Genomic DNA, 13455 nt, shown 5'->3' on the forward strand with positions numbered 1-13455 from the left:
CTGCACCAGACGCGCTGTCGGACACTGCGGAATGACGGGCATGCCAAGACCGTCTGGCCGCAAGCCGTGGCTACATGCTCAAGCTTAGGGGGTGCATCCCGCCTGCTACAAAGCTATCCCCCGGATGAGGCGGGACCCCCTTGTAGGGATCTGACCAGCGCCGACGACAGCGCCCCCGATGCGACAGGCTTGCGAACGACCGGAACCCCCGAGTATCCAGCAGGAATGCTGATCCCGTCGCGATAGCCGGTAGCGAACACGTAGGGTATCTCAAGGCGTTCGAGTTCGGCGGCTACGTCCTCGGATGTCTGTTCACCGAGGTTAAGATCGAGGACCGCACATTCCGGACGCTTATGCTCGATAGACAGGAGCGCAGCGTCGACCGTCGCGGCCACGGTCACTTCGATCGCGCCAAGTGCCCGAAGAAGTTCCTCCGTGTCCATGGCGATAAGCGACTGGTCTTCGACGAGAAGAACCCGCATGCCACCGATCGGATAAGATTCCTGCTTTATTGCCTCATCAGTCCGCGACTGCACCGCTGTCGTGACCTTGAAGAGATGTTGCGCAGGAAGTACGAAGGTCGCTTTTAGGCCGGCTTTGGCAAACTGCAGGTCGACCGTTCCATCGAGGTCATGGGACACCGTCTTCTCGATAAGCTTGGACCCGAAACCCTTTCGGGTCGGAATGACGACTTCAGGACCCCCGCTTTCCACCCAGTCGAGACGGCAGTCTCCGTCTTCGGTCAGCGCCCAAGAGACTTCCAGCTTACCGGACGGTACGGACAGGCTGCCGTACTTGGATGCATTCGTCATCATTTCGTGGAGGAGCAGGGCGAACACGCCGAACGCCCGCTCTGTCAGCCCGACAGGTTCACCTGAGATAACGATCCTGTCCGGCATCTGCGCGAAGCGGTGCATGTCCGCCTCGGCAGTAATCAGGCTACCGAGTTCCCCGCCGTCGGAACCAGCGAATGACTGGTCGTGCGCGTAGGACAGCGCCCTCAGGCGGCCCTCGAACGACTTTGCGTAGTCGTCAACCGACTCGGAGTTCGCTCCGGTCTGAGCGGCGATCGACTTCACGAGACTCAGGATGTTCTTGACCCTGTGATTGAGCTCAGCGTTCAGAAGCTTACGCTGATTTTCGGTCTTTTCGCGCTGCTCCTCGGTCGCGTCGTTATGGGAGAGCATTACGTCCCTGACATACCCGCGGATCGCATCCGCGATGACAAGGTCCGCATCCGACCATGGGACGGACTTGTGACGCACATCTTCCCGCCAGGTGTCGAAGCTGCCGCGAGGGGTGAGGCGCTTGCCATATTCCGTCTTGATCTCGGTCTTGGTCGGCTCTCCCGCCCATTCGATCTGGTGTGCCTCTTCGCTGCGGAAGAAGACGAGGAAATCGGGATTCGACACCGAGATCGGTATGGCTAGCATGCCGGCGACGCGCGTTCCGTAGATCTCCCTGTTTCCAGTGAAGGATGCAAGGTCCTGAGTGTCCCAGATGGCGCGTCCGGCCCGCCCGGCGACCAGTTCCATCAGTTCGGGTACCATGTTCTCGGGTGGAGACACTCCGTGGGACGCCCATTCCCCCTTCGACCACAGTCCAGCGCCATCGCTTGCGATCAGCCTCGCGAAGTCGTCGAGGCGGGATTTCAGGACTGTATCAACTGACTCTTCCGGCCTCACCTCGGCAATGATCGCGTCGAGGCGCGTGCGGGTCGACATCGCCGCAGCCTTCTGCTCCCGATGTTCGATGGAGGCAACATGGAGCGAGAAGTACTGTGCGAAAAGCTCGATGGAAACGCGGAGCGGAATGGACAGCCACTTGGGAGAGTTGTGGTGACACGAGATCAGGCCCCACAACTCGCCGTCGACTACGATAGATACCGACATGGAGGCCGCGACACCCATGTTGCGCAGGTATTCGCAGTGTATCGGCGACACGCTACGCAGATGGGCGTGCGACAGGTCGACGGGTGCCTCTTCCTCGGAAACGCGGGGGGTGAGGGGAACGGGGACGAAATTGGCGTCGCCAATCACCCGTACCCAGTTCTGGACGTAGAGCTTTCGCGCCTGCATCGGAATGTCGGAGACGGGAAAATGCTGACCGAGAAAGCTCTTGAGCGACGGGTCCTTTGCTTCAGCCACGACTCGTCCGGCCCCGTTGTGAAGAAAACGATATACCATGACACGGTCGTAGCCGAGCATGGCGCGGACAAGCCGCGCCGTCGTGCGGAAAAGCGGATCGAATTCCTTTTGACCGTCCACCCGCCTCACCAGCGACTGCGTGAGGTGCAGCGCGACCTCAGTATCCTCAGGCGATGCGGGGTCCTCGAACTCGAGAAATGTCCGTCCACCGTGACGATGGACCGTAATGTCGGCAAGGGTGTTCGAGTCACCGAGCTTGGCCTTCAGAACCAGTCCGGCAGTATGGCTCGACCCGGATCGGGCGACGGCGTTGCCAAGATCATGCGCGACCGTCGAACCAACGACGTCTGATAGCTGGGCGCCGACGTATTCGCGGTTGGTACTTCCGAGAAACCTGTCGACGTTCTGTGATACGAAGAGGACCCTGCCAGTCTCTTCGTCCAGGACGACCATGGCTCCGTGCGGCTGAATGCTGCCAGGAATGTGAATAGGTTCACGATCGCAGTTGCTGAGATCAACCTCGGACCTGTCGTAACTCAAGGGCAGAATCCTGCTTTCTGAGGGGGTTCTTGGGAACGGTTGTGCCATGACAGAAACCACCGTGCAACCGCATGGGGCTCGTCAAACAAAGAGGGATCGGTGTGGGATTTTGATGTCATACTAATAGCAGGACGCTTTTCAGGATCATAAAAGTCCGCAATTTCAAAGTTGTTCCAGTTCAGAAGTGAGCTACGAGACAATATCGCGTTGAGTTTCAATAAAGACGGCGTAATCCGCCCCTCTCAAGCTGAGCTTTAAGCACGACGGCAGCGCGACGCAGTGAAACGTCAGCGTGTCGCCAGCTTAGACGACCTGTCCATGGCGAGCGACGTCCCGCCTGACCAGGCGGCAACCAGCTTCGCCGTCACAGGTTCTTTAGCGCGTCCCCGAGCTCGCGAGGGGAGAACGGTTTCTGGATCACCTTTGCCGACAGATAGGGCGCTGAAAGACCTGCTGCGCCGTACCCGCTTGCGAACATGAAAGGGATGCCACGCTGTGACAGGCAATCCGCGACAGGAAACGACTGTTTTCCTGCAAGGTTGATGTCGAGAATCGCGAAGTCGAATTGTTGGCTGGATGCCGCTTCCAGAGCCGTCTCAAGACGCATCGCAGGTCCTACTATCTCATGCCCAAGATCGGTAAGCGCATCTTCGATCAGCATCGCGACGAGCATTTCGTCTTCTACGATAAGTATACGCGCCATCTAAAGTCCGACGCTAGCCGAGCTGTCGACAACGGCCTCCATGGAAGTTTCCAGTTTGAACTTCAGGCCGTCTTCCTCGAAATCCATCTCGGCGGTGCCCTGGAGCTCCTTTGGCAGCACCCTCAGAATCAGGCGTGATCCAAACCCTTTCCGATCAGTTTGGCGAACCTTGGGTCCACCGCGCTCTGTCCACTTCAGCGTGAACCGATTCTCGGAGGACACTGTCCACTCCACGGTCACTGTTCCAGTGGAATTCGACAGCGCTCCGTATTTGACAGCATTGGTGGCGAGCTCGTGAAGAGCCAAGGCAATCGACAGCGCGGCATGTGGACCGACACGAAGTCTCGGACCGTCAATGCTGATAGCCTGTCTGCCGGGGTAGCGGAAAGCTTCCATAGAGCTGTCGACCATCACGCGCAGGTCTGAACCGTCCCAGTTCTGTTCGGTTAAGACATTGTGGGCGCGAGAAAGGGCGAGGATTCGCGAATTGATCGCATCTGAAGCCTCCTCCTTCGTCTGTACCCCACGCAACGTTTGGCTGACGATGGACTGTATGGACGCGAGCGTGTTCTTGACCCGATGGTTGAGCTCGTTGATCAGAAGCTTCTGATGGCTTTCGGCCCTGACCCGTTCGGTAACGTCCGAACCCTGTATGAAGATGTTCGTGACCTTGCCGTTGTTGTCGCGAATTGGTTGATAGACAAAGTCCGCGAAGCGCTCTTCCAAAGCGCCGTGCTCGTTCCGCTTCAATAACACTCGATCCGACATGCGCTTCAACGGCTCACCAGTTTTGAAGACTTGATCAAGAAGCGCTGTGTACCCCTGTTCGGCGACCTCCGGAAGTGCGACGGCAATAGGGAGGCCAATCACGTCGCGTCCGCCGATCAGTTTCCGGTATTCCGGGTTGACCAATTCGAACCTATGGTCGGCTCCGCTAACCATCGCCATGAACGTTGGAGCCTGGCTAAACAGGTTCTGAAGCCGCTGCGACTCTTCCATGATACGACGTTGTGCCAAGACCCGCTCGGTGGTTTCGACCACAATCGCTATCACGCCAGCCGGCCGCCCGTTTTCGCCTGGGACGGGTGAGTAGTCGAGGTCCATCCAGACTTGTTCCGGATAACCTTTACGATGAAGCGTCAGCTCCTGGTCGCGGTAGGCGAGTGTCTCGCCCGCCAGACAGGTTTTCATGACATTGTCGTTGAAATCGGAAATTTCCGACCAACCTTCGCGGACCTTCGAGCCAAACAGCGCTGGATGTCGATGTCCGGCAAAAACGGAGTACGCGTCGTTGTAGATCATTACGCCGTCGTCGCCCCAAAGCATGACCATTGGGACCGGGGAGTGCAGAAGGAGCGCTGTCGCAGTTCGTAGGGAGTGCGGCCAGGTATCCACTCGCCCAAGCGGCGTCTTCGACCAGTCAAATTCTCTAATGATAGCTCCTACCGCCCCGTCGTGGCCAAGAAACTGGAAGGGGTCGGTTCCGTGAAGATTGTCGTTTGGCATCGGGCCTCAATGAGGAAGTTACTGAGCGAGAAGTCGAGGACGTGATGTGAAATAGTGGGGACTAATGCTGAATGGAAGGCATTCAAGAGGGTCTCTATGAAACTTTACTCATGTTCTCCTACTGAGGCATTTGGATAGATCTATCATCTCCCCGAAGCATCAAAAACCGCCTATTGTCCTGGGGACGGTAGTACCATTGCAGTTGCACGGGAGCAGCGGCCCTTCGCCGAGCGCGACAGATGGCAGGGAAGGCAGGTCTGCGGAGTGTCGGGTAGAAGGATGTTGTCCGGATATGGTTCGTAGAAGAACTGAGCTGACGGGGCAAGTCGACGTCGCATGGCACGATACGACCCGATGCAACTACTATCCCAGCCCCTGGGAAACGAGCCGCCACCTCGTTGGAGAGGTCGACGCCTCTCAGACGACCCGGGCATCTGGATGTCGGTAAACAGGAATTGCCAAAACGACGCCTGGTTACTGAGGATAGGTGATGAGTTCGCAACAATTCCTTAAACAAAAGCCGGATAACTAGTCAGCATCTTGGCAACGCCTGCCGAGATGCGTGACGACCGCGACGAACGTTTTAAGCATGAACGTTTCGGTCGTTGTCGGCTTCCAAGAAGGCAAAGGTATCAGATCACAGCCTTTGCCTTCTTGGTTCGGTCAGTGATCATCACCACCGTGTTGGACTCGCGACAACCGAGAATTAACAATACTGTGGCATACGGGAATTACGCGTTAGGGATACTCGCGTACTGGCTTGAGCGGACTGTCGTCGTTGTGGTGCGATGATGGTCCGCTCGCTACCCTTCCTTATCCGTTTGAACCACCTCGTCGTGGCTGGATAAGCTGTCCCCATCATCGACCGGGATGCTTCCTACGACCTGCAGAAGGGCAGGGCATCAGACTACCGAGCCTTGCCATATTCTGCCATAAGTCCTGATGCTGATTGATTGCGTTCCCGATCAACAATGCTTCCTTAACCAGAATCACTCATATTCGTGCTGCCTCTGGTGCCGCAATATCAGTAGCTTGGCGAGCATGTCGGCAGTAATTGGTACCTGCTCCCGACATGCTTCGCTACAATCCTCGCCTTGAGCGTCCTGTTGCCGCCAAGCGTATCTAACCATTGTTCCCTACACTGATCATTGTTACGCTTTCGTTGTTGCCGAGAGTTGATTCCTCCGGCTATGGCGACGAGTGACGATGGTTTAGCGGTAGGACGTCAGAACCATGGTCTCTACTTGCAACGGTTGCCCTCAACATGCTCCCCGCATGAAGCGTCCGTTGCAACGGGAAGGCTGATGAATGTTGGCCTTCCCAAGTCCCCACTCGTTGAAACAGCCTGTTTGTAGCTTGCGTCATAAGGGTGACGTTGATAGCCCTTCGGCTGGTCCGAAGCCAAACCCGGACCTCCGACTTGGAAGGCTCTGTCTTCGCGACAGCCTTCCCCTTTTCGATCGGCTGGGAACGCTAAAATCCTCTGAATCAAGGGTTTTTTCGATTTTAATCAATCTGAGAGCATTTTTATTTCGGTACGACTTAACATTTCCGGATCTGGAAAAAACCAGTTTCCTAGCCTCTCAGACCCCGTGTGGATCAGGGCGTTTCCAGACTTCAGAATGACGAAATTGGTCCTGCTCGCGTGACGCCGGGCGCGACTTCAAACCCTAAGGCTCTGTACGATGTGGTTTTCTCCTCTCGCGCCATCCGGATCATACAGCGTATCGCAGAGATCGGCAGTCGTATCCAATGGTGTCGATCGGATTTGGCAGCGTCAAGCAGTTACCTTCAGGATAGCCATCGCATAAGGTGGCAAAGCTAACCTTTACCCAATTCATTATTTTTATGCTTAGGGGACGCAAGCCGGACCCCTTCTCGCGTTGCGAGCGTCACGAGCAGCCCGCGCAAAGATGCAGGGTTCCCGTTTATTCTACAGATGTTCGTGAATGGTTCCGCTGGTATGACTTTTTGCCAACAAGATATTTTTAAAGTGTTGTTAATGCGCTGGCCTGTCCATCCGCGATAGTCGCTGGAACGGCACGACATTATGACCAGAAACGTTTGTCGGAACGTCCTGCTGCCGATCCGGTCGCTCGAAAATCGTACCTGTGTAGAATGAAGGCAAGCCCGTAGTATCGTGTAGGCATCTGCCAATCGACATGACCTTTTTCAAACAAAAGCCGTCAAATACGGTGTAGCAGGTGGAGCCAGCCTCACCACTGAGTATGCCGGTGTGGACTTCAAAAGCCACCCTCTCACGATCGCCGGGGATGATGCGTGCCATGACGTCTTCGATGGTCACACCTCTAACCACCTCATCCAAAGTGAACCCGTAGAGACTGGCGAATATCGCATCGCCGGTAAGGCAATTATCCACCACGTTCCAATTGTAGAACCCTAAGTTAGGAACGTCGTTTTCACTGAAGGCCATCTCAAACCCCTGATCGAATCATCCCAATTCTGCCATTAATGCGAGTATTCGTAATTGCTAATTTTAATCAGTGAGTTGTAGTAGTGAGGTGAGTGAGCGCTCTGTCGCTTACGCCAAGAACGCGGAAGTCAAGCAGGCTGCTGCAATCATCACGCCCATTACAACAACCGTCATTAGATGGTTTTGGTGAGGTTTGATCAAGGAGGGCAGGGCGGGAGTCTTGCGGTTTCGGTTGCAAGGAAGAAGGCTGTGGCGTTGCATGTCGGGGTCTGCCAGCGCATCACGACGTCGACACTGGGTGTTGCTTACAGTCATTTGGTTCGGGAGAGCAGACGTCGAATCAACCCCTCATCGCCCGGAGAGTTGAAAGCGACGTCATGCGGCTTCGCCACGGCTTATTTGGCGGCAGGCTTCTCGACCACGGCCGCGCACCAAAACCGCTGATCTCAAACGATATCTAGGACATTAATCCTATAAAGACGGCACGGCTGCCTGTTAGGACATAATTTGACTTTCGGACATTTTACGTGACCTACAACAGAGCGTTCTGGATCGGCTTACCCGGCGAGATATTTTGCCGAATATATCCCTTGGCAAAAATTCCCCGTGCGATATATCGAGATGGATATCTTGCTTATGCCTGGGAGCGCGATTGGATGAATGGTAAGACACGACGTTCCTATGTTTTTCAAGGGTTGCTGACCGTCCTCGCAGCCTCCCTGTCTCTCACCTTGCTGGCTGCTCCGGCCGCGGCGGATGAGAAGGTGACGGTGTTTGCTGCAGCCAGCATGAAGAATGCGCTCGACGCTGCCAACAAGGCCTATGGCAAGCCGGTGACAGCCTCCTATGCGGCAAGCTCGGCGCTCGCCAAGCAGATCGAAAGCGGTGCGCCGGCAGACGTGTTCATCTCCGCGGATCTCGACTGGATGAACTATCTGTCCGACAAGGCTCTGGTGAAGGAAGACACAAAGTCCAACTGGCTCGGAAATCAAATCGTGCTGGTCGCGCCCAAAGAGAATGCCGCACCGGTCGATATCATCAGGGGTCTCGACCTTGCCCGGCTTCTGAACGGCGGCAAGCTTGCCATGGGTGAGCCGAATTCGGTTCCTGCGGGCAAATACGCAAAGTCGGCGCTGGAAAAGCTCGGCATCTGGTCGTCGGTCGAAAAAAGCGTCGCCGGTGCCGAAAGTGTGAGGGCAGCGCTCGCGCTGGTGTCGCGCGGCGAAGCGCCTTACGGCATCGTCTATGCAACCGATGCCGCTGCCGATCCGGGTGTCGCGGTGGTTGGAACCTTCCCCGCGGACAGCCATGCGCCGATTATCTACCCGATTGCGATTCTATCGGATTCAAAATCGCCGGATGCCGCGGGTTATCTCGATTACCTGAAGTCCGCCAAAGCCGCGCCTTTCTTCGAAAAGGAAGGCTTTACGGTTCTGAAGTAAGCCAGTTTGACTTGGGCCCCTTGGGCTGATGTCTGAAGGGAAGCAGCGTTGGACTGGTTGGTACTCAGCGAGGAGGAATGGACGGCGGTGCGCCTGAGCCTTCGGGTCTCGAGCGTGGCCGTCCTTGTCAGCCTGCCCCTCGGCATTCTCGTCGCCTATGTCTTGGCGCGCGGAAAATTCTGGGGCAAATCGATCCTCAACGGCATCGTGCTTTTGCCGCTGATCCTGCCGCCTGTTGTGACCGGGTTCCTGTTGCTCATCGTCTTCGGCAGACGTGGCGTGGTGGGCTCGTTCCTCGCGGATTATCTCGGCATCGTCCTCTCCTTTCGCTGGACGGGTGCCGCCCTTGCCTGCGGGGTGATGGGATTTCCCCTGATGGTCCGCTCGATCCGGCTGTCGATCGAGACTGTCGATCGGAAGCTGGAGGAGGCGGCCGGCACGCTTGGCGCCAGTCCCCTCTGGGTCTTCCTCACCGTTACCCTGCCGCTCATTCTTCCCGGCATTATCGCCGGTATGATCCTCGCCTTCGCAAAGGCCATGGGTGAATTCGGTGCGACGATCACATTCGTGTCCAATATCCCCGGCGAAACGCAGACGCTGTCGGCAGCGATCTATACGTTCACTCAGGTTCCCGGCGGTGATGTCGGCGCCATGCGTCTTACCATCGTAGCGATCGCGATTTCGTTTGCGGCGCTGCTCGCGTCCGAATGCATGGCCTATCTGGTCGGACGCAAGGTGGCGGTCGAATGACGATGATCGTGGACGTGCGGCAGTCGTTCAAGAGCTTCGTGCTCGACGCATCCTTCACCTCGACAGGCGGCGTGACGGCGCTGTTCGGCCGCTCGGGATCCGGAAAGACATCGCTGGTGCGCGCCATTGCCGGCCTCTCCAAACCGCAGCGCGGACGGATCGAGATTGACGGCGATGTCTTGCTGGATACCGACCGTGGCATCTTCGTGCCAATGCACAGGCGTCGCTTCGGATATGTCTTCCAGGAAGCACGGCTCCTCCCGCATCTAAGCGTCCGTCAGAACCTTCTTTACGGAAAATGGTTCGCGCCCAAGTCAGCGCAGGTCGAGAATATCTCGCATGTTGTCGAACTGCTCGGCATCGGTCCGCTCCTCGACCGCCGGCCGGGCAACCTTTCCGGTGGCGAAAAGCAGCGCGTGGCGATCGGCCGAGCGCTTTTGTCGTCACCAAGACTGCTCCTGATGGACGAACCACTCGCAGCGCTCGACGACGAGCGAAAGGCCGAAATCCTGCCCTATCTGGAGCGGATGCGCGATGAGACCGCGATGCCTATCGTCTATGTCAGCCATTCGGTCGCGGAAGTGGCGAGGCTCTCGGACCGCGTCGTGATGATGAGCGACGGTCGGGTGGAGATATCAGGCACACCGTCGGACGTGCTGTCCGGCAGCCAAGTACTGGCCACAGAGCGCCGCGAAGCCGGCGTGGTGCTTTCCGGAACCGTCGAAGCGATCGATTCGGCGCATGGCTTGGCGACTGTGCGGCTTTCGTCCGAAGTTCTCGTCGTTTCGAACGCGCGGGCGCAGGTTGGACAGAGCGTCAGGCTCCATGTGCCGGAGCGAGATGTGATGCTCGCCACCAGGAAGCCCGAAGGGCTGAGCGCCCTCAACATTCTGGAAGGGCAGATCGCCCAGATGGATGCCGAAGGGGAGGGCATGGTGCGCGTCAAGATCCGGTGTGGCGAAGACGTGGTGCTTGCCCGGATCACCGGCCTGTCGGTTGAGCGTCTTGCACTTCAAGCCGGACTTCCCGTCTATGCGGTGATCAAGACCGTCGCCCTGGCACGGTAATTGGCCGGGTAAGCTGTGCCCGAAATAAAAAGGGCCAGCGCTGGCTGACCCTTTTCGTCTGTCTATAGGCTTTAACCCGTTCGATCAGGTCGCGACACCCTGCGGGCTGTCGGCCGACCTGTCGGGTGCACGGCTGAGCATCAGGGCGACGATCGTGCAGATGGCACCCGAAATCAGGTATCCGCCGATGAAGATGATGCCGAACTGGCTCGCGAGACCGAGCGCGGTCAGTGGCGCAAAACCTGCGCCGACCAACCATGCGAGGTCGGACGTCAGGGCCGAACCGGTGTAACGGTAAGGCTGGCTGAAGCGCGACGAAACCGAACCGGAGGCCTGACCAAAGGAAAGGCCTAGGATGGCAAAGCCGATGATGATGAATGCATCCTGGCCGGTACCGCCCGCATTCAGCAGGAACGGCGCCGTAAAGCTGAAGATGGCGATGATCACCGCACCAATGATCAACTGGCGGCGACGACCGATCCTGTCTGCAAGAAGACCGGAGATCACGACCGTCACGAGTCCGAGCAAAGCACCGATGACCTGGACGAACAGGAATTTCCCGGCGCTCTGGCCACCGAAAAGTGTCACCCAGCTCAGCGGGAAGATCGTTACAAGGTGGAACATCGCGAAGCTTGCAAGCGGGGCAAAGGCGCCGAGAACGACGTCGCCCCCGTGAACGCGCAGCACTTCCAGAACCGGCTTTGCCTGCAATTCGTGGGCTTCGAGCGCATCGCCGAACTCTTTCGATGCAACAATGCGCAGACGAGCAAACAGGGCCACAACGTTGATGGCAAACGCGACGAAGAACGGATAGCGCCAGCCCCAGCTCAGGAAGTCGGCGTCGGAGAGATTGAAGACGAAATAGCCGAACAGGACGCTCGCGAGCGCAAACCCGAATGGCGCGCCGAGCTGCGGGATCATCGCGTAAAGGCCGCGGCGGTTCGGGGGTGCATTCAGTGCCAGCAGCGATGCAAGACCGTCCCAGGCTCCACCCAGCGCAAAACCCTGGCCCAGACGGAACAGCGCCAGCAGAGCCGGCGACCAGTATCCGATCGTCTCATAGCCGGGCAGGAAGGCGATCGAGGCCGTCGAGCCACCGAGCACGAGAAGGGCAATCGTCAGCTTCGTGCCGCGTCCATAGGTACGGTCGACCCACATGAAGACCACCGAACCAACAGGACGCGCGATGAACGCGAGCGAGAAGATCGCAAACGAGTAAAGCGTGGCGGTGACCGGGTCTCCGGCAAACGGAAAGACCACCCGAGGAAAAACCAGGACCGAGGCAAGGCCGTACACGAAGAAGTCGAAAAATTCCGACATTCTGCCGATGACGACCCCGATAGCAATATTGCTCGGTTCGACCGGCTTGTCGTCGTGGATCTGCCGGGCATCCCGTTCCATCTCTGTGGATGTAGGATTGGCAAGTTGGCTCATGAATGTGTTCTCCTGCACGTCTGTTTCCACATGAGAATGTCGGGCGTACCAGCTGTCAATCAAGACGTCGCGCAAAAAGCATATTTTGGGCGGATTTTGGTGTTTTCTGAGGCACCCATGGCAACAGATGGACATTGAGGCGGAGTTGATGTTTTTGCAACGACCATCATCAATCCACACACCCCGCTTGCATTGCAGCGCGAAAAAGTTATTGCACTGCGACGAAACACCTCATGGAGATCAGTTGCTTGCTCCGTTAGGCCGACTGGACACATCGAAAGTTTCGAGCAGACCAATGTTCCCAATGTTGAAACGTCTCATCCAAATCGCTTTGCTGCCGCTTTTGGCCACCCTTTCGGGCTGCAATCTCGTCGTGATGTCGCCATCAGGCGATATCGCCAGGCAGCAGGCAGATCTGATTATCGTCTCGACCGTTCTGATGCTGCTGATCATCGTGCCGGTCGTGTTTCTCACGCTCTACTTCGCCTGGCACTATCGTCACGCGAACACCACAGCAAAATACGATCCGGAATGGCATCACTCGACACGGCTCGAAGTGGTTATCTGGGCCGCGCCGCTGGCGATCATTGTCGCGCTCGGTGCGATCACCTGGATCAGCACCCACCGTCTTGACCCGTATCGTCCTCTCGACCGCCTCGATGCGGAACGTCCGGTTCCCGCCGAAACGCGGCCTCTGACGGTTCAGGTCGTGGCGCTCGACTGGAAGTGGCTGTTCTTCTATCCCGAATACGGCATCGCCACGGTCAACGAGATGGCCGCACCGGTCGATCGCCCGATCACGTTCGAGATCACCTCGAGCTCGGTGATGAACTCGTTCTACATTCCGGCGCTCGCCGGCCAGATCTACGCGATGCCGGGGATGCAGACCAAACTGCACGCCGTCATCAACAAGGAAGGCGAGTTCGAGGGGCTTTCGGCAAACTACAGCGGTGCCGGGTTCTCGCACATGCGCTTCAAGTTCCACGGCTACACGGCCGAAGGCTTCGACGGCTGGATCGCAAAGGTCAAGCAGCAGGGTACCGCACTCAACCGCGATGCCTATCTGAAGCTTGAGAAGCCTTCCGAGCGCGAGCCGATCCGCTATTTTGCGGCGGCCGACAAGGATCTCTACAGCGCGATCCTCAACATGTGTGCCGAACCGGGCAAGATGTGCATGAACGAAATGATGCATATCGACATGATGGGTGGTGCCGGCACTGAGAGCCACGAGAACCGCGCGAAACTTCAGTATGACAATCGTCGTATCGGAGATGCGGAAGGTACAAACGCCGCGACTTTCCCCGCGACTGGCACACCTGCCAAGAGCGATGAACAGCCGCACAATGAGCAAGGTCACGGCAACCACTCGATGCCGGACACGAACAATGGCGACGCCGATCCGGCGCCTGCGCAGATCAACAATTAACGGGTT

At 57.4% G+C, this 13455-nt stretch carries 9 protein-coding genes; 4 read left to right on the top strand and 5 right to left on the bottom strand.

Translation table 11 applies throughout. The features are described from left to right. Positions 1–113: 113 nt before the first annotated feature. From ASF70_RS03405 to ASF70_RS03420, 4 genes are all read right to left on the bottom strand, one after another. On the bottom strand, positions 114–2687 hold the full coding sequence (locus ASF70_RS03405; RefSeq protein WP_244473939.1) for an HWE histidine kinase domain-containing protein: 2574 nt from the start codon (positions 2685–2687) through the stop codon (positions 114–116). 364 nt (positions 2688–3051) lie between these two features. Continuing rightward, entirely contained in the window at positions 3052–3390 is a 339-nt protein-coding gene (locus ASF70_RS03410; RefSeq protein ID WP_062454524.1) for a response regulator, read from the bottom strand. Next, complete coding sequence (locus ASF70_RS03415; protein ID WP_062577432.1) at positions 3391–4896, bottom strand: HWE histidine kinase domain-containing protein; 1506 nt, start codon at positions 4894–4896, stop codon at positions 3391–3393. A gap of 1999 nt (positions 4897–6895) precedes the next feature. Further along, the gene (locus ASF70_RS03420) at positions 6896–7330 is read right to left on the bottom strand and encodes a hypothetical protein (RefSeq protein ID WP_062577433.1); all 435 of its coding nucleotides are present in this window, start codon (positions 7328–7330) and stop codon (positions 6896–6898) included. A 656-nt stretch (positions 7331–7986) separates the two neighbouring features. Between ASF70_RS03420 and modA the strand changes: the two genes are divergently transcribed. The 3 genes from modA to modC are packed head-to-tail and all read left to right on the top strand — an operon-like array spanning position 7987 to position 10589. Further along, on the top strand, positions 7987–8772 hold the full coding sequence (gene modA / locus ASF70_RS03425; protein WP_082471729.1) for a molybdate ABC transporter substrate-binding protein: 786 nt from the start codon (positions 7987–7989) through the stop codon (positions 8770–8772). 48 nt (positions 8773–8820) lie between these two features. Beyond that, a complete protein-coding gene (modB, locus tag ASF70_RS03430) occupies positions 8821–9522 on the top strand; it encodes a molybdate ABC transporter permease subunit (protein WP_062577437.1) in 702 nt (233 codons plus the stop codon). Beyond that, positions 9519–10589, top strand: a complete 1071-nt coding sequence (modC, locus tag ASF70_RS03435) for a molybdenum ABC transporter ATP-binding protein (protein WP_062577439.1) — start codon at positions 9519–9521, stop codon at positions 10587–10589. The genes modB and modC overlap by 4 nt, the downstream gene beginning before the upstream one ends. 84 nt (positions 10590–10673) lie before the next feature. On the opposite strand, the gene ASF70_RS03440 is transcribed toward modC, so the two are convergent. After that, a complete protein-coding gene (locus tag ASF70_RS03440; protein ID WP_062454408.1) occupies positions 10674–12023 on the bottom strand; it encodes an MFS transporter in 1350 nt (449 codons plus the stop codon). Positions 12024–12327: 304 nt separating this feature from the next. Here ASF70_RS03440 and cyoA point away from each other — a divergent pair, with 304 nt between their 5' ends. Beyond that, positions 12328–13449: a ubiquinol oxidase subunit II gene (cyoA, locus tag ASF70_RS03445; protein ID WP_244473942.1), complete on the top strand. Its 1122-nt coding sequence runs from the start codon at positions 12328–12330 to the stop codon at positions 13447–13449. The last annotated feature ends 6 nt before the right edge of the window (positions 13450–13455 follow it).

It is taken from the genome of Rhizobium sp. Leaf321 (genome assembly GCF_001423215.1).
GTDB classification, from domain to species: domain Bacteria; phylum Pseudomonadota; class Alphaproteobacteria; order Rhizobiales; family Rhizobiaceae; genus Neorhizobium; species Neorhizobium soli.

Excerpts from the sequence above, each read along its gene's own strand:
- ASF70_RS03410 (WP_062454524.1), bottom strand. The coding sequence starts at position 3,390 with ATGGCGCGTATACTTATCGTAGAAGACGAAATGCTCGTCGCGATGCTG.
- ASF70_RS03415 (WP_062577432.1), bottom strand. The coding sequence starts at position 4,896 with ATGCCAAACGACAATCTTCACGGAACCGACCCCTTCCAGTTTCTTGGC.
- ASF70_RS03420 (WP_062577433.1), bottom strand. The coding sequence starts at position 7,330 with ATGGCCTTCAGTGAAAACGACGTTCCTAACTTAGGGTTCTACAATTGG.
- modA (WP_082471729.1), top strand. The coding sequence starts at position 7,987 with ATGAATGGTAAGACACGACGTTCCTATGTTTTTCAAGGGTTGCTGACC.
- modC (WP_062577439.1), top strand. The coding sequence starts at position 9,519 with ATGACGATGATCGTGGACGTGCGGCAGTCGTTCAAGAGCTTCGTGCTC.
- ASF70_RS03440 (WP_062454408.1), bottom strand. The coding sequence starts at position 12,023 with ATGAGCCAACTTGCCAATCCTACATCCACAGAGATGGAACGGGATGCC.
- cyoA (WP_244473942.1), top strand. The coding sequence starts at position 12,328 with ATGTTGAAACGTCTCATCCAAATCGCTTTGCTGCCGCTTTTGGCCACC.